The 18,109-nt window shown below is 69.9% G+C and carries 20 protein-coding genes; 10 read left to right on the top strand and 10 right to left on the bottom strand.

All coding sequences use genetic code 11. From position 1 onward, the window contains the following. Positions 1–15 precede the first annotated feature (15 nt). From ACUZ2Y_RS08035 to ACUZ2Y_RS08045, 3 genes are all read right to left on the bottom strand, one after another. Positions 16–579: a TetR/AcrR family transcriptional regulator gene (locus ACUZ2Y_RS08035; protein ID WP_476328454.1), complete on the bottom strand. Its 564-nt coding sequence runs from the start codon at positions 577–579 to the stop codon at positions 16–18. Beyond that, positions 572–3,004 (bottom strand): molybdopterin-dependent oxidoreductase, encoded by a 2,433-nt coding sequence (locus ACUZ2Y_RS08040; protein ID WP_476328456.1) that lies wholly within the window; start codon positions 3,002–3,004, stop codon positions 572–574. The genes ACUZ2Y_RS08035 and ACUZ2Y_RS08040 overlap by 8 nt, the downstream gene beginning before the upstream one ends. A gap of 71 nt (positions 3,005–3,075) precedes the next feature. Further along, on the bottom strand, positions 3,076–4,404 hold the full coding sequence (locus ACUZ2Y_RS08045) for a DUF5685 family protein (protein ID WP_476328458.1): 1,329 nt from the start codon (positions 4,402–4,404) through the stop codon (positions 3,076–3,078). Between the two features lie 129 nt (positions 4,405–4,533). Here ACUZ2Y_RS08045 and ACUZ2Y_RS08050 point away from each other — a divergent pair, with 129 nt between their 5' ends. After that, positions 4,534–5,097, top strand: coding sequence for a ribonuclease FAU-1 family protein (locus tag ACUZ2Y_RS08050; protein WP_476328460.1), 564 nt, complete (start codon positions 4,534–4,536; stop codon positions 5,095–5,097). Between the two features lie 145 nt (positions 5,098–5,242). Further along, positions 5,243–5,764, top strand: a complete 522-nt coding sequence (locus ACUZ2Y_RS08055; protein ID WP_091375467.1) for a ribonuclease FAU-1 family protein — start codon at positions 5,243–5,245, stop codon at positions 5,762–5,764. Positions 5,765–5,808: 44 nt separating this feature from the next. On the opposite strand, the gene ACUZ2Y_RS08060 is transcribed toward ACUZ2Y_RS08055, so the two are convergent. The 3 genes from ACUZ2Y_RS08060 to coaE form a co-directional block, all read right to left on the bottom strand. Beyond that, complete coding sequence (locus ACUZ2Y_RS08060; protein WP_476328463.1) at positions 5,809–6,294, bottom strand: SRPBCC family protein; 486 nt, start codon at positions 6,292–6,294, stop codon at positions 5,809–5,811. After that, the gene (locus ACUZ2Y_RS08065) at positions 6,278–6,631 is read right to left on the bottom strand and encodes an ArsR/SmtB family transcription factor (protein ID WP_476328465.1); all 354 of its coding nucleotides are present in this window, start codon (positions 6,629–6,631) and stop codon (positions 6,278–6,280) included. The genes ACUZ2Y_RS08060 and ACUZ2Y_RS08065 overlap by 17 nt, the downstream gene beginning before the upstream one ends. 70 nt (positions 6,632–6,701) lie before the next feature. After that, positions 6,702–7,871 carry a dephospho-CoA kinase gene (gene coaE / locus ACUZ2Y_RS08070; RefSeq protein ID WP_476328467.1) on the bottom strand — a complete coding sequence of 390 codons (1,170 nt, stop codon included), beginning with the start codon at positions 7,869–7,871 and terminating at the stop codon, positions 6,702–6,704. Between the two features lie 58 nt (positions 7,872–7,929). Here coaE and ACUZ2Y_RS08075 point away from each other — a divergent pair, with 58 nt between their 5' ends. Further along, positions 7,930–8,529 (top strand): DUF4126 domain-containing protein, encoded by a 600-nt coding sequence (locus ACUZ2Y_RS08075; protein ID WP_476328469.1) that lies wholly within the window; start codon positions 7,930–7,932, stop codon positions 8,527–8,529. Between the two features lie 85 nt (positions 8,530–8,614). Further along, positions 8,615–8,827: a hypothetical protein gene (locus ACUZ2Y_RS08080; RefSeq protein ID WP_476328471.1), complete on the top strand. Its 213-nt coding sequence runs from the start codon at positions 8,615–8,617 to the stop codon at positions 8,825–8,827. On the opposite strand, the gene ACUZ2Y_RS08085 is transcribed toward ACUZ2Y_RS08080, so the two are convergent. Beyond that, positions 8,828–9,514: a Clp protease N-terminal domain-containing protein gene (locus tag ACUZ2Y_RS08085; protein ID WP_476328473.1), complete on the bottom strand. Its 687-nt coding sequence runs from the start codon at positions 9,512–9,514 to the stop codon at positions 8,828–8,830. A 319-nt stretch (positions 9,515–9,833) separates the two neighbouring features. Next, entirely contained in the window at positions 9,834–11,345 is a 1,512-nt protein-coding gene (rpsA, locus tag ACUZ2Y_RS08090) for a 30S ribosomal protein S1 (protein WP_476328475.1), read from the bottom strand. Between the two features lie 277 nt (positions 11,346–11,622). Here rpsA and ACUZ2Y_RS08095 point away from each other — a divergent pair, with 277 nt between their 5' ends. The 6 genes from ACUZ2Y_RS08095 (at position 11,623) to ACUZ2Y_RS08120 (ending at position 16,865) form a co-directional block, all read left to right on the top strand. Further along, on the top strand, positions 11,623–12,444 hold the full coding sequence (locus ACUZ2Y_RS08095; protein ID WP_476328477.1) for a class I SAM-dependent methyltransferase: 822 nt from the start codon (positions 11,623–11,625) through the stop codon (positions 12,442–12,444). Next, on the top strand, positions 12,441–13,352 hold the full coding sequence (locus tag ACUZ2Y_RS08100) for an N-acetyltransferase family protein (protein ID WP_476328479.1): 912 nt from the start codon (positions 12,441–12,443) through the stop codon (positions 13,350–13,352). Before ACUZ2Y_RS08095 ends, ACUZ2Y_RS08100 begins: the two co-directional genes overlap by 4 nt. A 92-nt stretch (positions 13,353–13,444) precedes the next feature. Then, on the top strand, positions 13,445–14,056 hold the full coding sequence (locus ACUZ2Y_RS08105; RefSeq protein ID WP_476328481.1) for a hypothetical protein: 612 nt from the start codon (positions 13,445–13,447) through the stop codon (positions 14,054–14,056). Beyond that, complete coding sequence (locus ACUZ2Y_RS08110; protein WP_476328483.1) at positions 14,053–16,032, top strand: YhgE/Pip family protein; 1,980 nt, start codon at positions 14,053–14,055, stop codon at positions 16,030–16,032. Before ACUZ2Y_RS08105 ends, ACUZ2Y_RS08110 begins: the two co-directional genes overlap by 4 nt. Next, a complete protein-coding gene (locus ACUZ2Y_RS08115; protein WP_476328485.1) occupies positions 16,029–16,619 on the top strand; it encodes a TetR/AcrR family transcriptional regulator in 591 nt (196 codons plus the stop codon). The genes ACUZ2Y_RS08110 and ACUZ2Y_RS08115 overlap by 4 nt, the downstream gene beginning before the upstream one ends. 87 nt (positions 16,620–16,706) lie before the next feature. Continuing rightward, positions 16,707–16,865 (top strand): hypothetical protein, encoded by a 159-nt coding sequence (locus ACUZ2Y_RS08120; RefSeq protein WP_476328487.1) that lies wholly within the window; start codon positions 16,707–16,709, stop codon positions 16,863–16,865. 17 nt (positions 16,866–16,882) lie between these two features. Here the strand turns inward: ACUZ2Y_RS08120 and ACUZ2Y_RS08125 are convergent, their stop codons facing one another. Next, on the bottom strand, positions 16,883–17,413 hold the full coding sequence (locus ACUZ2Y_RS08125) for a Rossmann-fold NAD(P)-binding domain-containing protein (RefSeq protein ID WP_476328489.1): 531 nt from the start codon (positions 17,411–17,413) through the stop codon (positions 16,883–16,885). 38 nt (positions 17,414–17,451) lie between these two features. Beyond that, positions 17,452–18,081, bottom strand: a complete 630-nt coding sequence (gene bluB, locus ACUZ2Y_RS08130; protein WP_476328491.1) for a 5,6-dimethylbenzimidazole synthase — start codon at positions 18,079–18,081, stop codon at positions 17,452–17,454. Positions 18,082–18,109: the final 28 nt, after the last annotated feature.

An 18,109-nucleotide genomic window follows, 5' to 3' on the forward strand; every position in this document is an offset into this window, starting at 1 on the left:
CTCAGTCGGACAGCCTCATTCGGACACGGCGAGCAGGACCCTCAATTCGACGCCCACCCTGGTCAGGGGCTCCGTGTCGCGTCGCGCCCGGCACATCAGCAGCGCCCCCTCGATGCTGGCGATCGCCAGCGTGGCCAGCGTCGCCGCGCGCGCGGCCGGGACACCTCGGCCGGCTATCGCGTCGGCCAGGAGCGTCTCCCATCGCGCGAAGGCGCGGCCCGCCGCGTCCCGGGCCGACGCGGTCTCGTCGGAGGAGAGAGCGGCCGCGCCGATCGGGCAGCCGTCGACGAAATCGGCCTTCGCCAGCGCCGAGGTCCAGTAGTCGACGAACGCGGCGATCGCGCGCTCGCCGTCGACGTCCGCCAGGAGCCGCTCAAGCAGGTTCCCGATGAAGTCGCCGCCGCGCTCGGTGGCCGCGAGGGCGAGTTCTTCCTTGCCGCCCGGAAAGTGGTGGTAGATCGATCCCCGCGAAACCCCGCTGTGCTCGACGACGTCACGTAGGGAGGTGTCGGCAACCCCGCGCTGTCGGAACAGGACGACAGCGCTGTCGATCATCGCGTCGCGCGGGGATCTAGGCATCGATGCGCTCCAGGCGGGCGGGGACGTACTTGTGCCACGGCGTGCCCGCCAGGAAGTCGCGGTGGTGCAGCGAGGTCAGCTCGTTGGGCGCCACACCGGTGACCTTCGCGCTTCCGTTGTCGAGCCCCATGCCGTTGGGCAGCGAGATGTGGCCCGCCTGCATCATGTCCGAGACCTCGACAACGGCCTCCGCTTGGCCGCGTTCGGTGACCACCCGGAGCCGATCGCCGGTCCCGACACCGAGGCCGGCCGCGTCGGCGGCGTTGAGCCGCAGCGCGCCGTCGTGGTCGCGGCGGCGCCAGGACGGGTCGCGGATGATCGTGTTCGCGGTGAATGACCGCCGCTCCCCCGCCGAAAGCACGTACGGGAACTCTTCCGTGACCCAGGAACTCGGTTCATCGGCCAGCGCGCGCACCCGGTCGAGCAGTTCGGGGATCTCCAGGGTGAACCGGCGGTCGGGCCTGCGGACGTAGTTCCAGGCGTGCTCGTAGTCGTCGAGGGTGAACACGACGCCCTCCCCGCGAAGCACGGTGTCGAAAAGCTTGTCACCCGGCTCGAAGCCGGTGCCGTCGAAGCCCGCGCGGCGCACCGACTTGGGGTTGGCCATCGCGCAGAGCTGCGCGGCACCCCACAGCGACGCCGTTCCGGCCGCACCCTCCGGCAGGGTCTCCCCGATCGTCTCGCGCAGCAGGTGCGGAGCCAGCGGCATGAGCTTCGGGTTGGCGCCCACGGCGGTGAAGAACGCCAGCGCGAACTGCTTGCGGCCGCGGCGCGCGGCACGACGCAACGGCTCTAGGACGCTGTCGCCGACGACGCCGAGTTCGCGAATCAGCCGCGTGTAGATCTCCGGCTCCGCGAGCGTGCCCGGCAGCGGCGACATGACCGGCGCGCGCAGGTGGAAGACGTTGCGCGGGAAGTCCACGTTGAAGAACGTGCACTCCCACTTCTCGAACTGGGTCGACGCCGGCAGCACGTAGTCGGCCAGCCGCGCGGTCTCGGTCATCGCGATATCGATGACAACGGTCAGGTCGAGCGCCCGCATCGCCTCGCGGAAGCTCTCGGAGTCGGCGAGCGAGTGCGCCGGGTTGACGCTGTCGATCCACATCGCACGGAAGCGGTCCGGGTGGTCGGTGAGGATCTCCTCGGCGATCGAGTTGCATGGGACGAGTCCGGCGATGATGCGCGCGTTCGTTACCGGCGTGCGCCTGCCGCCACCAGCGGGTTTACCGCCTGAGCCGCCGCCTGCGATCTTCGCGACCGGTGGCTGGAGCAGTGCGGCCAGGCGGGTGGCAAGGAAGTCCGGCAGCACGGCGGGCAGCCGCACGGCGGCAGCGGCGGCGAGGTCCGTCGCCGCGCCCACCGCCCGTCGCATCGGGCTCTTCGGGCGGCGCGACCCGCCGGAGCCGCCCGGCGCGGCGCCTGCGATGGGAGCGAACGACGAGTGCAGGAACATGGCGCCCGGCTTGGCGAAGTTGCCGGTGAGGATCCACAGCATCTTGTTGAGGTAGGACGACAGCGTGCTGTGCGGGGCCTGCTGGATGCCGAGGTCCTCATACGTGCAGACACTCTTCGCGGTACCGATGCGGCGCGCGGTCTCGCGAAGCAAGTCCTCGGGGACGCGGCAGCGGTTCGCGTAGTCGGTCACGTCGATCTCGCGGTAGGCAGCCAGGAGCGACTCGGCGCCGCTGGTGTGGTCGTCAATGAACGCGTGGTCGACCAAATCCTCCTGGACGAGGATCGCGCCGAGGGCCGCCAGGCACCAGGCGTCGGTGCCGGGGCGGACCTGCAGGTGGATGTCGGCCATGGCGGCGGATTCACTGCGCCGCGGGTCGATGACCACCATGGTGCGCTCGGGGTCGGCGGCGAGTTGCTTCAAGACCGGCCGCGCGCGGGGAAAGCTGTGCGACTGCCACGGGTTCTTGCCGACGAAGACGACGACCTCGGCGTGCTCGAAGTCGCCCTTGGTGTGGCCGCCGTAGAGCCTGCCGTCGACGTACATCTCGCCGGTCTTCTCCTGGGCGAGCGCGTTCGACTGGTACTTGGCCCCCACCGCGCCCTGCAGCGCCTTGTTGTAGGTCGCGCCGAGGTGGTTGCCCTGTCCGCCGCCGCCGTAGAAGAAGATCTTGTCGCCGCCATGGGTGTCACGGACCGCCTTGAGCCGGGCCGCGATCTCGGTGATCGCGGTGTCCCAGTCGATCTCCTCGTGCGTGCCGTCCGCGCGCCTGCGCAGCGGGCTGGTCAGGCGCACGGTCCGGCTCTGGTAGTGGTCCAGCCGCAGGGCCTTCTCGCAGGTGTAGCCCTCGGAACCGGGGTGCGACTTGTCGCCGCGGATCTTGGCCAGGCTCCGGTCTTGCACCTGGACCTCGATACCGCAGTTGCACTCACAGAGGATGCACGCGCTCTTCTGCCACCTGGACTCGTCCACGAGCACACCTCCACGCCGCGACTATGACAGCTGTCATAATTACTGACGAGTAGGCATCGGTCAAGGCCGAATCAGCAGCTGCAGTCGCAGCAATCGCAGCAGCAGTTGTCGCAGCTGCTGCAGTCACAGTCGCCGCACGCGTCGTGCGGCTTGCCGCTCCACGGCCCGGGGAACGGGTCGCGGCAGCACTGCTGGCAGGTCCCGCACTCGTAGAGGCAGGCCGCGCAGCCGAGGATCACCCCGCGGCTCTGTGGCACGGGCTTCAGCTTTGGCCACTTCCAGCACAGGCAACCCGATGGTTCGTAGATGTCCCGTCCCTTGCGGCCCTTCTTTGGCGGTGGCGGCGGACCATCCGGGCCGGTCGCCCCGGGAGGCGATGGCGGGACGCTCATCGGCGGCAGCGGCGGACCGGGGCGCTGCCATCCCTGCTGCCCGTAGGGCTGCTGCCCATGCGGTCCGTGCTGTCCATGCTGCGGACCGGGCGGCTGGGGCGGGCCGTAGGGCCCGTGGGGTCCCGGCGGCCCGTAGGGCCCCTGCGGACCTTGCGGGTAGTGCGCGCGGAACGTGCGGCCGACCGCGGCACCCAACTCGTGCACGAGCAGGGCGTGCACGAGCTTCGAGTCGCTGAAGGTCGCCTCGGACAGGGCCAGCCGGACACCCATGACGGCGTCGTCGCACAGCCGTCGCGCCTCTTGGATACTGGTCCCGGTCGCGGTCAGCGGGTTCCACGCGCCGGAGGCCTTGTCGGCTTCGAGGTCTTCCACGGCGTCGATCAGATGGGCGACGCGGCCGAAGAGCCTGCCCGCCTCGGTGAGCGGCGCGATGTTCTCGGGCCGCTCGGCGAGCAGCGCGGTGTGGGCGAAGGCCTTGGCGGTCGCGGACTCCGTCGGCTCGGTCGCCGTCAGCACGGAGGACCCGAGGCCCAGCGCGGCCTCCACCTCACCTTGGCGCCCGACGGCGTCGAGCAGGACCGCGGTCGAGAAACCGATGTCGGCACCCGTCTTGTCGCCCTGGCGGGCCCAGCGGGTCGCCACCCGGCGCGCGGTGCCCGCGACGGGGCGGCGGCCGAAGAGGCCGTCGCGGTCCTCGACGTGGTCATTGATCTTCGCCGACGCGAGCACCAGCGAGACCGCGGCCGCGAGCCGGGCGCCGGAGCCCTCGGCGACGGACGTCGGCCGCATCGCCCGGAGCGCGCATGGTCCGGCCATCCGGCGCTGGGCGGTCGCCGTCTGCGCCTCGACCAGAGCGGAGATGACCAGGCCGTCGTAGTTGGTGACGGTGCGCGCGAGGTGGCCGTGGTCGTCGCGGAGGGCCAGACAGAGGCCGCAGAGGTGGGCCAGCCACGTTTTCGCGAGGTCGCCGGGCAGACGGTGGCGACAGGGCCGCAGGATTCCGAACATTGAGCGGGAGTGTCCTTTCGAGATCACCACGGCGAGTCCGCGGGAGCCTAGCGGGATTCACCCGATCGGACGTCGGAAACCCACGGAAAAGACTGTGCCAGGACCGGGTGGAGTAGGCACGATGGGCCAATGGCCGCGAACTTCCCGGTGCCCGTCCCCATCGCCCGCCGCGACGACCGCCACCACGAGGTGCACCCACCCAAGGTGGAGCTCTTCGACGTCGAGGCGATGACGAACATCGACCCCAAGGGCTTCGTCCGGGCGGTCGACGAATACCGCCACACCGAGCACGGGCTCTACATGGCCCGGCCGGTCGACGGCCACCGGCGCATCGCCTACTTCGAGTCGCTGCTGCTGCCCGAACTCGGGCTGCGGGTGTCGAAATGGCAGGCCAACCCGGGTTTCGACCTCGGTCACGACTTCTACATCGACGTCGTCGACATCACCGACGGGCCGATCTGGCGGACCAAGGACCTGTACTTGGACATCCTCGTCCGCACCGGCCACGACCTCCGCGTCGAGGACACCGACGAACTGCTCGCGGCGCTGCGGATCAAGCTGATCGACCAGTCGGCGGCGCAGCGGGCCCTCGAACGCACCCACCGCAGCGTCGACGGGATCTCCCGCCACGGCTACGACGTCGACGGCTGGCTCAACGGTCTGGGTATCGCCACATCGTGGCGAAAGGGCTAGCGCGCGGCCCCGGAACGGGTCAATAGACCATTAGCGGATCGGGTGAATATTTCGCCCGATAGATATCCGGGTGAACACGAGTCGTGACATAACGAATCGGTCCCGATGATCACAGAACGGATACTGCCGACTACCCTCAGGCCGCGTGGGCACGGCCATCACGCCGCAACTGGTCGACATAGTCGACACGGTGAGCGCAACACGCAGCTACTCGTCCGGGATGTCACGCAACCTCCGGACGTGCCAGATCGAGCGCTGGGGTCTCCGCATGGAGTGCCCGACCCCCGAGGACCCGTTCTCCGACACCGAAGTCACCTGGCTGCTCCCCGACCTGAACCTCCGGCTGACCCAGCAGAAGCCCCGCTCGCGACACGCGCGCGGCGGTCCCAGCGTCCTGACCGCCGTCCGCGTGCTGCGGGATGGGCGTTACTGGCGGACCACGGACCTGCTCCTGGGGCTGGCGGCCCCCGGCAGCGGCTCGACAGCGCGGATCGTGCGCTCAGAGGAGTTCGCGGCGGCGGTCGCAGGTTTGGTCCTCCGAGTCGGCGACGCGGACTTGGCGCTGTGCACGGTGCACAAGACCCTCGAAGAACTGAGCCGCTTCCGCCATGACCTGTCGTCGTGGCTGGCATACAAGCACATCTTCGAGGTCTGGCCGCCCTACTGACCCAGCGTTTCGCCGCGGACGACCAAGCGTCCGCGGCGAAATGATCAGGTCAGGGAGACGGCTACCTGCTCCAGGTGGTCGAGCGCCTCCTGCAGGCCGCCCTCCATGCCCGAGTCGACGTGGGCGTCGCGGTGTTCCTTGGACTGGTGCTGCACCAAGACCGTCAGCGTGGTGCGGCCGTCGTGTTCGGTGAGGGTCAAGGTGTCGACGGCCTGACCGTCAGGCATGCCTTCGTAGGTCTCCGTGCTCACCAGGCGCTCGTTCGGTTCGATCTCCAGGTATTCGCCGTGGAAGGCCACCTCGAACCCGCCGTGCGCGACCATCACGTAGCGCCACGTGCCGCCGACGCGGAGGTCGACCTCGATGCTGGTGACCTCGCCGCGCTCACCTGCCCACCAGCGCTTGATCAGGTCCGGTGTGGTCCACGCCTGGTAGACGAGGTGCTTGGGGGCCGCGAACTCCCGGGTGATCAGGATCTGTGTGTCCGACGGGAGGGTCACCACCGCTGTCCCGCTAGTCGTCGCCGCCATTGTCTTCCTCCATGTCCTTGAGTTCTTCCAGTACCGCGTCGAGGCGGTCGAAGCGTTCGGTCCAGGTGCGCTCGTAGGCGCGCACCCAGTCGTGGATGAGTTTGAGCGGGTGGCCGTTGAGCCGGTAGATCCGCTGACGCCCTTCGTCGCGCACGTCCACCAGACCCACCTCCCTGAGCACCCGCAGGTGCTTGGACACCAGCGGCTGCGCCAGCCCGAGCCGGGCGACGAGGTCGTTCACCGGCAGCTCCCCTCGGGCCAGGACGTCGAGGATGTCCCGCCGCCGGGGCTCGGCCACCGCGTTGAACGCGTCCACTGTCGTCGCTGCTCGTGCCATGCCGAAATCGTATACCCATATGGGCATACGTCAAGCGCGCAACGAACCTGAGTACCTCGAAAGTGCTATCTCAGGGCGTCCAGCCGGTTTCGGTGGCCCACTTCTCGGCCCGGACGTGGGCCTGGGCGAACCAGTCGTCCTTGGCTTCGCCGTATTCCGGGATCGAGTCGAACTTGTCCGCGAGGTCGCGCTTGAGCTGCTCGTACTCCCGCCGCGCCGCGTCGTCGGCGCGCAGCCAGGCGGGGATCAGCAGGGCGAACCGCCAGCCGGGCGAACCCTGCTCGCGGATGTGGACGTCGACCCAGCGCAGCGGGTCGGCGCCGACGTGGGTGCGCTTGGGCCAGTGGGTCGAATCGTCATGCGGGGTGTCCTGGTCGAAGCTGGGCAGGAGCGGAAACCCAGCCCGGGCAAGGGGTTCGTCCAGCGAGTCGTCCAACGACGCCACGCTGAGCTGGATGTCGAGGACGTCCTTCGCCGCCAACCCGGGCACCGAGGTGGACCCGATGTGGTCGATCCGCAGCGCCTTCTCCCCTGCCGCCAGCCGCAGCCGGGCGAGCACCCGCTGGGCCTGCGCGGCCCACGTCGGGTCCGCGGGCACCAGCCGCGGCGCTCCGCGCGGTGTGTGGCGGTGCAGGCGGATGTTGGCCTCGTAGCGGACCAATCGGTCGGCCCACAGTTCGTCGACGGCCGCGAGCACCTGGTCGGCGGGTCCGCTGTTGTCGAGCCACACGTCGGCGACCGCGCGCCGGGCCTCCTCTGTGGCCTGCGCGGCGATCCTGGCGCGCGCGTCGGCCTCCATGAGACCCCGCGAGTGCACGAGCCGGTGCACCCGGACCTCCACGGGCGCGTCCACGATGACCACCAGGTGATACACCGGAGCCACGCCGATCTCGACGAGCAGCGGGATGTCCTGCACAACCACCGCGTCCGCGGGCGCCTGCGCGATCAGCTCGGAAGTCCGCGCACCCACCCGGGGATGCACGATCGCGTTGAGCCGCTGCCGGGACTCCTCATCGGCGAACGCGATCGCCGCCAGCGCCGCCCGATCCAGCGAACCGTCCTGGGCGAGAATCCCGTCGCCGAACGCGGCGACCAACTCGTCGAGCCCCTCGGTGCCGGGCTCGACGACCTCCCGGGCGATCTTGTCCGAGTCGACGACGTAGGCGCCGTGCTCGGCCAGCCTGCCTGCCACAGTGGACTTACCGGACCCGATTCCGCCGCTGAGGCCGACATACAACATGCCGGCCAGTCTCCCAGCCGGCGCGCGGCGATCACGGCCCGGTCCTAACATCACTCCCATGCTCGCGGCACTGACCGGCATGGGCCTCTCCGCTGCGGCGGGACTCAACGCCTACATCCCGATCCTCGTGGTCGGCCTCCTGGCGAACTTCACCGATTCGGTGACCCTGCCCAAGGAGTTCACCTGGCTCGGCAACGGCTGGGTGCTGGGCATCGTGGCCGTGCTGCTGGCCGCCGAGTTCGTCCTGGACAAAGTCCCGGTCGTCGACAGCGTCAACGACACGATCCAGACCGCCATCCGACCCGCGTCCGGCGGCATCGTGTTCAGCGCGACCCAGGCCGCGTCGGACTTCGACAACTCGACCTGGATGAGCGATCACCCGTGGGTGGGATGGCTGCTGGGCATCGTCACCGCGCTGATCGTGCACCTCACCAAGGCCGCCGCCCGGCCGGTGATCAACGCGGGCACCGCCGGGGTGGGCGCCCCGGTGGTGAGCACGATCGAGGACGCCGGGTCGATCGGCCTGAGCTTCGTGGCGATCTTCCTGCCGGTCCTGGTGATCGTGTTCCTGATCGCGCTCGGGTTCATGGCCGTGTGGACCTACCGCAAGGTCCGGGCCTTCCGCAGACGCCGGGAACGGCGGCCGGTACCCGATTAGGACGACACACCGGCGAAATTCCACCGTTTACCCACGGTGGGTCGTACGGTTGCGCGCAACACCGCACCCACACGGAGGAACTTCGATGCGGAGCGCGCGGCGATCCGGACGGCACCGGCTCGGGACCCCTGGGCTGGTCCACTGTGTCGCCCATGCGTCCGTGGCCGAAGCCTTGGTCGAATACCGCCGTTCGTGGCTCTCGACGGTTCTTCTCCCCGCCCGGCACAGCCTCGCCGGGTTGCGCAGGCGCGCTGTGGCCGCGGCCATGGAACGCGCCTGGGCACCCGCCATCGGCTGATCACCCCTGGGCTTCGCGCAGCTTCGCCAGTGCCTTGGTGATGAACTCCTCCGCCTTCGCCCGGTCGGCGCCGAGCGCGGGCAGCGGCGACTCGTCGATCTCGAACAGCGCCAGCAGCAGGTGCTCGGTCCCGACGTAGTTGTGGCTGAGCCGCAGCGACTCGCGCACGGACAGTTTGAGCGCCTTCTTGCACGCGGGTGAGAACTCGACCAGCGGGCCCGGCTCGGCGTCCCCGGATTCGGGCAGCTCGACCCCGGCGCGGATCTTGTCCGCGTCGATCCCCTGCTCCCCCAACGCTTTCATGGCCAGACTGTCCGGTGCGGACAGCAGGCCGAGCAGCAGGTGCTCCGGGTAGATCCGGGACCGCTTCGACTGCTGCGCCTCGGTTTGCGCCGCCATCACGGACTGCTTGGCCTTGTCGGTGAAGCGGGCGAACATGTTCGGGTCGTCCTTGCTGACGAAGCGCTTCTGCGCGGCCTGCTTGGTGACGCCCATGCTCTTGCCGATCTCGGTCCAGGACGCGCCGGAGCGGCGGGCCTGGTCGACGAAGTGGCCGATGAGGTGGTCGGAGATCTCGCCGAGGTACTCCGCGGCGATGACAGCCGCGGACAGCTGACCCAGCGGGTTCTCGTCGGAGTAGGTGGCGCGGATGGCGCCGATGAGGTCATCAAGACGTGGAGTGGTCATGCCGTCAACCTTAGGTTGACGCCCCCCCAAACGTCAACCACCGGTTGACGCCCACCCGCGCGAGTCGCCCCGCCGGGCAAGTGAGTCGCCCCGCCGGGCAAGTGAGTTCGACGCTCACGCAAGTGAGTTCGACGCTCCCGACGAGCGGCTCAAGCTCACCATGCGCGAATGTCGAACTCACTTGCCGGAGCGGGGCACTCGGTTGCCCGGCGGGGCGACTCACTTGCTGGGAGGGGCGACTCGCGGGTGGGGTGGGAAGGCGAGAGCCCCGCACCGGGTGGGTGCGGGGCTCTCGGTGGAGCTAGATCAAGCGGCTAGATCAGACGCCGCCCGACAGCTTCTCGCGCAGCGCGGCGAGCTGCTCGTCGCTGGCGAGGGTGCCGCCCGACTGGGCCGCCTTCTCGGTGCCGGCGGACGAGTAGTTCTGCTCGCCACCGGAACCGCCGCCTGCCGGAGCCGCGCTGTCGCCGGCGGCCTCAGCCTCGGCGTCGGCCTCGGCGGCCTTGACGATCTGCTTGATGTGCTGCTCGTAGCGAACGTGAGCCTCAGCGTACTGACGCTCCCACTCCTCGCGCTGCTTGTCGAAGCCGTCCTGCCACTCCTGGGTGTCCGGGTCGAAGCCTTCGGGGTAGATGTAGTTGCCCTCGGCGTCGTACTCGGCAGCCATGCCGTACTGCGTGGGGTCGAACTCGGTCTCGGCGGTGAAGCCCTCGTTGGCCTGCTTCAGCGACAGCGAGATGCGGCGACGCTCAAGGTCGATGTCGATGACCTTGACCATGACGTCGTTGCCGACCTGCACGACCTGCTCCGGGATCTCCACGTGGCGCTCGGCCAGCTCGGAGATGTGGACCAGGCCCTCGATGCCCTCGTCCACGCGGACGAACGCACCGAACGGAACCAGCTTGGTGACCTTGCCCGGCACGATCTGACCGATCGCGTGGGTGCGGGCGAACTGACGCCACGGGTCTTCCTGCGTCGCCTTGAGCGAGAGCGACACGCGCTCGCGCTCCATGTCGACGTCGAGGACCTCGACGGTGACTTCCTGGCCGACCTCGACAACCTCGGACGGGTGGTCGATGTGCTTCCAGGACAGCTCCGAGACGTGCACCAGGCCGTCGACGCCACCAAGGTCCACGAAGGCACCGAAGTTGACGATCGAGGACACGACGCCCTTGCGGACCTGGCCCTTCTGCAGCTGGTTGAGGAACTCGCTGCGGACCTCGGACTGGGTCTGCTCAAGCCACGCGCGACGCGACAGGACCACGTTGTTGCGGTTCTTGTCGAGCTCGATGATCTTGGCTTCGAGCTCGCGGCCGACGTACGGCTGCAGGTCGCGCACGCGGCGCATCTCGACCAGCGACGCCGGGAGGAAGCCACGCAGACCGATGTCCAGGATGAGGCCACCCTTGACGACCTCGATGACCGTGCCCTTGACCGGCTCGTCCGACTCCTTGAGAGCCTCGATCGTGCCCCACGCACGCTCGTACTGAGCGCGCTTCTTGGACAGGATCAGCCTGCCCTCCTTGTCCTCCTTCTGGAGAACGAGGGCCTCGACCTGATCGCCGACCTTGACCACGTCGGCGGGATCGACATCGTGCTTGATCGACAACTCGCGCGAGGGGATGACGCCCTCGGTCTTGTAGCCGATGTCGAGCAGGACCTCGTCCCGGTCGACCTTGACGATCGTGCCCTCAACGATGTCGCCATCGTTGAAGTACTTGATCGTCGCGTCGATGGCAGCGAAGAACTCCTCTTCGGATGCGAAGTCGTTGACGGCGACCTGCTGCTTCGGCGCGGTGACAGCCGGGACAATGGTGGTGTCGGTGGACATAGGGTAGGTGGCTCCGGTACGGATTGGTTTGGGTCGGGCTTACGGTTTTCAAGGCATTCGATATCCGGGGCGCGGCGGAATTTTCGCCGACGGCACACCCGAACGAACAGGACCACACCGACAACGCCGCGCGACCCGTGAATGATTCCCAGCGGTCGGAAACCCAAGTCAGCGCGAAACCACTGCGCGGCGGTATCCTACGCGGCTGCGTGATGACCGGGCAAACCCGGGGTACCTCTGAGAATGCCGATCCAGCCGCTGGTGACAGGATGTCACGGTGTCCAACCCAAGCGCCGAGAAGACCCTCGGCACGACCGCCGTCGCCAGGGTGAACGTGGGCTCGGCCGAGTCCGTCGCCGCCAACATCGCCTGGTGGGACGCCGACGCCGACGATTATCACGCCGAGCACGGCGAATTCCTCGGTGTCGCCGACTTCGTCTGGTGCCCGGAATCGCTTCGCGAAGAGGACGCCGGCCTGTTGGGTGACGTCGCAGGCCGCGCTGTGCTGGAAGTGGGCTGCGGGTCGGCGCCGTGCGCGCGGTGGCTTTCCGCGCGGGGTGCGCGGGTGGTTGGGCTGGACCTGTCGGCCGGGATGCTTCGCTACGCCTCGGCCGCCAACGCGGCGACCGGGATCGACGTGCCGCTGATCAGGGGAAACGCCGAGAAGCTGCCGTTCGCCGACGAGACGTTCGACATCGCTTGCTCGGCGTTCGGCGCGGTGCCGTTTGTGGCCGATGTGGGCGCGGTGTTCAGCGAGGTCGCGCGCGTCCTGCGTCCCGGCGGCACGTGGACGTTCGCCGTGACGCACCCGATGCGCTGGATCTTCCCGGACGACCCGGGCCCGGACGGCCTGCGAGTCACCGGCTCGTACTTCGACCGGACGCCGTACGTCGAGGTCGACGAGCAGGGCACGCCCACCTACGTCGAGCACCACCGAACGCTCGGTGACTACGTCCGCGCGCTGACCGCCGCCGGACTCACGATCTTCGACCTGGTCGAGCCGGAGTGGCCCGAGGGGCACACCCAGGAGTGGGGCCAGTGGAGCCCGCTGCGCGGCGAGCTGTTTCCCGGCACGGCGATCTTCAGGTGCCGCCGGTGACGGCGGCGCTCCTGCGCGCCCAGTCCACCCGGTTCGCCGGTCTGGACCCCCTGCTGCCGGCGGCGGTGGACCCGCCGCCCGGCGACCTGCTCACCACGGCCCTGCCCGACGGCGAGCGAGTATCGGCGGTGCTGACCCGCACAGTCATCCAGCCGGGCACGCCGCAGTGGCTGTGGTCGGCGTCCGAGGTCTTCGAGTTGCACCCGCTGCTCGGCGCGGCTGACGGCGACGCGCTCGACCCGCTGCTGCGCGCCTTGCCGAGCAAACTGACCGTCGCCGGCGCGGACACCGCGTGCGTGGTGACCTGGCCGAGCCGGGACGCGGCGGCGGCGAAGGCACTGTTGGCGCACGGGTTCGTCCCGCTGTCCGTGTTGGCCGTCCGGGCGGCGGCGCCACCGGCGTGCGAGCCGACGCCGGGTGTCCAGGTCCGCCGGGCCACCCGCGCGGACCTGGACGTGCTGGTCGAGTCCGCCTTGGCCGAGGTCGCCTACTCGGCGCAGGTCGGCGGCGCGATACCGCGGCCGGACGCGCGCGCGGTCAAGCGGGCCGCGTTGCGGGCGCATCTGACGCAGGGCGACCCGATCTGGTTGGCCGAGCGCGACGGGGTCGCGGTCGGGCACGCCGAGGGCTGGCACACCGACTCCGTCCCGGGCTCGTGGGCCGAAACCCGCGTGCGGCACGGCCGCTGGGGCTACGTGAACTGCCTGTCCGTGCTGCCGGACTCGCGGCACGCCGGCGTCGGGCGGGCGCTGATGGCCGTCGCGCATGCCGAACTGTGCCCACGCACGGTCGGCTCGTTCCTGTACTACAACCCGCCGAATCCGCTGTCCCCGGTGTTCTGGGCCCGCCAGGGGTACCGTCCTCTGTGGACAGTGTGGGAAGTCCGCCCCGCGACCGCCCTGCGCTGACCGCCTCCTAGGTCTCTCCCCAACAAGTTGCGCTAGCCAACCGTCATGCGACACTATTTGTACTGACTGGTCAGTTCAACTGGAGGGACACCATGGACGTCCGAGCGGATCGCGTCGCGGTCACCGGAGCCCACGGCCCGCTGCTGCGGGCCACCTCCCTGCGCGTGCGGCCAGGTGAGCTCGCGGTGGTCGCGGGCGACCCCGGTCAGGGGCACACGGCGTTCGGCCTGGCGCTGACCGGCCGGATCACCCCGTCGGCCGGGTCGGTCGAGCCGGGCGCGGCCGAATTGCGTGAGCGCGCGGTGCTGGTCGACGCGCCTGGGGTGACCGAGCCCGAGCCCGGCCTGAAGGTCGTCGACGTCATCGCCGAGGAACTGGCCCTGACCCGTGTCCGCCGGTCACGGACCGAACTGTTGGACAAGCACGGGCTGACCGCGCGGACCCGGTTCGAGGCGGTGCCTGCCGACGCCCGGATCGCGCTGCTGACCGACCTCGCTCGGCCGGGTGCGAACTTGCTCGTCCTCGACACCCCGGACCGGCACACGGCCGATGTGGGCGACTGGTGGCCCACCGCGCTGGCCCAGGCCCAGGCGGGCCGCGCGGTCGTCGTGCTGTGCGGCACCGCCGCGGCCGACCGGCTCCCGCTGACTCCCGCCCGGCTGGGCGAACACGTCCAGCCCGCACCCCTGGAGACTCTGTCGTGAACACCCTCCGTCTGGCCCGCGGCGAACTGCGCCGCGTCACCACCGGCCGACTCCCCCGGCTGGCGATCCTGGCCTTGGTTCTCGTGCCGTTGCTCTACGGATCGCTGTACCTCTACGCGAACGCGGACCCGTACGACCGGCTCGACCACATCCCGGCGGCGCTGGTCGTGGCCGACACGGGCGTCACGAACGCGGACGGCACCCGGTTCGACGCGGGCCGCAAGGTCGCCGACAAGCTCAAGGACTCGGGCGCGTTCGAGTGGCATGAGGTGTCGGCAGGCGAGGCCGAGGCCGGGGTGCGCGACGGCCGGTTCACTTTCTCGCTGACGCTGCCCGCGGACTTCTCCTCGGCGCTGACGTCGACCGCCGACTTCGCGCCGCGGCAGGGGCTGATCTCGGTCACCACGAACGACGCCAACAACTATCTGGTCGGCACGATCGCGGACCGGGTCGTGAGCGAGGTGCGGCGGTCGGTGGCGTCGGAGGTGGGCCAGGAGGCGGCGGAGAAGTTCCTCATCGGGTTCGGCACGGTCTACCAGCGCACGCAGGAAGCGGCGACGGGTGCGTCGAAGCTGACTGACGGAGCGGGCGAGGCCAGTGCGGGCGCCACGAAGCTCGCCGACGGTCAGCGGGCGCTGCTCGACGGTTCGCGGAAGTTGACGGACGGGTCGGCGACGGCCGCGGCGGGCGCGGGCGAGCTGTCGGGCGGGCTGAACACGTTGCGGGACAAGACAAAGGACCTGCCCGCGCAGACCGCTCGGCTCGCTTCCGGTGCGCATCAGGTCGCGGACGGCAACGAGCGGGTCGCGGTCGCGGGTGAGGAGGTCGCGGGCGCCGCGCAGGGGGTCGTGGACAAGCTCGACGGTGTGGAGAGCGATATCGCCGGGCACCTGCGTGCGATAGGCGTGCCTGAAGACCGGATCGCCGAGGTACTGGCCAGCGTCCACGGCTTGCGCGCGCCGGTCGACCAGGCGAACGGGAAGGTCCAGACGGCGGCCACGCAGCTGCGGACTCTGGCCAACGGCGCCGACCAGGTGGCTGACGGCGCGGACACGCTCGCCGCGGCGACTCCCGCGCTGACCGAGGGGATCTCGCGGGCCGCGGACGGCGGCAAACGGTTGGCCGACGGAACATCCCAGCTCCGCGACGGCGCCGCCGCGCTGCGCGATGGCGAGCAGACCGCCGTCGACGGCACCGATCGGCTGGCCGCCGGCGCTCGGGCGCTGGCCGATGGCTCGACGCAGCTGCGGGACGGGCTCACGGCAGGCCTCGGCACGATCCCGCACCCGGACGACGCGACCCGCGACGCCACGGCGCGAACCATCGGCGACCCGGTGGCGGTGCGGACGGTCGGTGAGAACTCGGCGGGGTCGTATGGCGCGGGGCTGGCGCCGTTCTTCCTCGGGCTGGCGACGTGGATCGGGGCGTTCGTGCTGTTCCTGGTCCTGCGTCCGCTGTCGTCACGGGCGCTGGCCGCCGGGTATCCGGCTGTGCGCACCGCTCTCGCGGGGTGGCTGCCCGCCGCGCTGCTCGGGCTTGCCCAGGTGGTGTTGATGTTCACGGCGGTCACCACGCTCATCGGCATCCACCCGGCCCGGCCGCTGGCGACGTTGGGATTCCTGGCGCTGACGTCGCTGGCGTTCATCGCGATCGTGCACGCGCTCAACGCGTTCTTTGGTCCCTCGGGCAAGTTCGTCGCGCTGGTCGTGTTGATCCTGCAGCTGATCAGCGCCGGCGGGACGTTCCCCTGGCAGACTCTGCCCGAGGCGCTCTACCCGCTGCACAAGGCGCTGCCGATGGGGTACGTGGTCGACGGGCTGCGGCACCTGATGTACGGCGGTCCGCTTGGCGGGGTGGGCGTCGATGTGGCGGTGTTGGGGGCGTACCTGATCGGAGGGCTGGCGGTGTCGACTCTTGCCGCCCGCAGGCAGCGGGTGTGGACGGCCAAGCGGTTGCGGCCGGAGCTCGTCCTGTGAGCCCGAGACCGGGGCGGACCGACGTCACCAAGCGCAAACTGTTCGACGCGACCCTGCGGCTGGCGGGCACGCGCGGGATGGTCGGGCTGACGGTGGATGAGATCGCCGCCGAGGCCGGGGTCGCGAAGGGGACGGTGTACTACAACTTCGGCAGCAAGGACGGGTTGATCGACGCCCTGCTGCGGTATGGGGTGGATCTGCTGGCGGCCCGGCTGGGTTCAGCGGACGGGGATGCGTCGGACACGTTGTCGCGGTTGATCGACGGGATGTTGGCGTTCTTCGCGGAGTATCCGACGTTCGCGCAGCTGTTGGTGAGTGAGCTGTGGCGGACGCCCGGGCAGTGGCAGCAGACGTTGTCGTTGCTGCGGGAGCAGGTGACTTCGATCATTCGGGCGCAGTTGCAGCGGTTGGCGGATGCCGGGGAGTTGCCCGAAGGGGTGGCGGTGCCTACGGCTTCGGCGGCGTTGTTCGGGACAGTGCTGGTGGTGGCGCTGGACTGGCAGGTGTTCGCGCCGGAGCGGAGCCGGGAAGAGGTGCGGGACTCGGTGTTGATGCTGGTCCGTGGGCTGCGGGGCACCGCAGGCTGACGGGACCCGCGTGCTGGGCGTCGGACTCGACGTTGTGAGCGTTGGACTCGCGAGGATCAGCTGACGCTAAGGCCGCCCACCTGATGGATGCCGGAGAGGCGTCGGCCCACGGCTTCAGCGGCGTTGTTGGGGACGGTGCTGGTGGTGGCGCTGGACTGGCAGGGGTTCGCGCCGGAGCGGAGCCGGGAAGAGGTGCGGGACTCAGTGTTGACGCTGGTCCGCGGCCCACGCGGCACCGCAGGCTGAGTTCTCAATTCGGTGGGTCAGCTGACGTGGACGCCGCCGACCTGGTGGATGCCTGAAGGGCGTCCGGACAGGCCGCGGTGGATGGCGTCTTCGACGCTGGTGGCGATTTCCGCGTGGGTGAGCCAGCGGGAGGAGCCTCGGTCGGTGACCGCGCGCAGGACAACCTGTTGGGTGGGGTGGTCGGTGATCACCGGGTCCGGGCAGCCGGCGATTGGGTCGGCGGAGGAGCTGCCGTGGACCTCTACGACCGGGGCGTCGGGGGTGAGTAGGCGGGCCACTGCCTTGAGGACGGGCACGCGTGATCGGCTGTCGGTCCACGCGACCAGGAGGTCGGCGGGGCCGCCCAGGGCGCGCGCGGCTCGGTCGGCCAGGCGCTCGGGGTAGGACCAGTCAGCTTCTACCCAGAGGGCTCGGCCGGCGCCCTCGGCGGCCAGTGGGGCGTAGCGGCGGCTGGGGAGGACGACGTGCCAGCCGTCCGCGAGGAGGCCCGTGGTGACTCGTGTGAGCATTCCGGTGCCGCCCAAAACCAAAGCTCGCCGTACCGCCATCGCTTCTCCCTCCGGGGATCCCCGAGGCTACCGGGGACTCAGCCCGTGTGTGCGCTGTAACGCTCCTGATGGACCACCTGGTCGAGTGGCATCCGGCTGCGCCAGCCGTGCCGTTCCAGGTCGGGCACCTCCTGCAACCGGTCCACAGGACCGAGGCACAGCCAGGCCACTGGCCGCACCGTCTCCGGGATACCCAAGAGTCCCTGCAGGTACTCCTCACGGTAGAAGCTGACCCAGCCGACGCCCAGGCCCTCGGCGGTGGCGGCGAGCCAGAGGTTCTGGATGGCGAGGCACACCGAGTACAGGCCGGCGTCGGCGATGGCGTGCCTGCCGAGGACCGACGGCGAACCCCGGTTTGGGTCGTAGGTGACCACGACGGAGAGGGTGGATTCCAGGATGCCGTCGATTTTGATTCGCTCGAAGGTGGCGGCCCGCTCCCCCGCCAGGGTCGCCGCGTACTCGGCTCGCTCGCCGTGGACGTGCTCGTGGAACTGGGCGCGGGTGTCCGGGTCGCGCACGAGGACGAAGTCCCAAGGCTGGCTCATGCCGACGCTGGGCGCCGCGTGTGCGGCACCGAGAACGCGGCGGAGCACCTCGTCAGAGATGGGTGCGCCGGTGAACTCGGCGCGCACATCGCGCCGCTTGCCAATGACCTCGTAAACATCCACGGGGCGCAGCCTAGTTAGGGGAATGCCC

Source organism: Actinokineospora sp. UV203, from assembly GCF_056323665.1.

Bases quoted from the DNA above. Each gene is read 5' to 3' on its own strand.
- ACUZ2Y_RS08035 (WP_476328454.1), bottom strand. From the start codon at position 579: ATGCCTAGATCCCCGCGCGACGCGATGATCGACAGCGCTGTCGTCCTG.
- ACUZ2Y_RS08060 (WP_476328463.1), bottom strand. From the start codon at position 6,294: ATGGCGGCGACGACTAGCGGGACAGCGGTGGTGACCCTCCCGTCGGAC.
- ACUZ2Y_RS08080 (WP_476328471.1), top strand. From the start codon at position 8,615: ATGCGGAGCGCGCGGCGATCCGGACGGCACCGGCTCGGGACCCCTGGG.
- ACUZ2Y_RS08075 (WP_476328469.1), top strand. From the start codon at position 7,930: ATGCTCGCGGCACTGACCGGCATGGGCCTCTCCGCTGCGGCGGGACTC.
- ACUZ2Y_RS08105 (WP_476328481.1), top strand. From the start codon at position 13,445: ATGGACGTCCGAGCGGATCGCGTCGCGGTCACCGGAGCCCACGGCCCG.
- coaE (WP_476328467.1), bottom strand. From the start codon at position 7,871: ATGTTGTATGTCGGCCTCAGCGGCGGAATCGGGTCCGGTAAGTCCACT.
- ACUZ2Y_RS08045 (WP_476328458.1), bottom strand. From the start codon at position 4,404: ATGTTCGGAATCCTGCGGCCCTGTCGCCACCGTCTGCCCGGCGACCTC.
- ACUZ2Y_RS08050 (WP_476328460.1), top strand. From the start codon at position 4,534: ATGGCCGCGAACTTCCCGGTGCCCGTCCCCATCGCCCGCCGCGACGAC.
- ACUZ2Y_RS08085 (WP_476328473.1), bottom strand. From the start codon at position 9,514: ATGACCACTCCACGTCTTGATGACCTCATCGGCGCCATCCGCGCCACC.
- ACUZ2Y_RS08125 (WP_476328489.1), bottom strand. From the start codon at position 17,413: ATGGCGGTACGGCGAGCTTTGGTTTTGGGCGGCACCGGAATGCTCACA.
- ACUZ2Y_RS08120 (WP_476328487.1), top strand. From the start codon at position 16,707: ATGCCGGAGAGGCGTCGGCCCACGGCTTCAGCGGCGTTGTTGGGGACG.
- ACUZ2Y_RS08065 (WP_476328465.1), bottom strand. From the start codon at position 6,631: ATGGCACGAGCAGCGACGACAGTGGACGCGTTCAACGCGGTGGCCGAG.
- rpsA (WP_476328475.1), bottom strand. From the start codon at position 11,345: ATGTCCACCGACACCACCATTGTCCCGGCTGTCACCGCGCCGAAGCAG.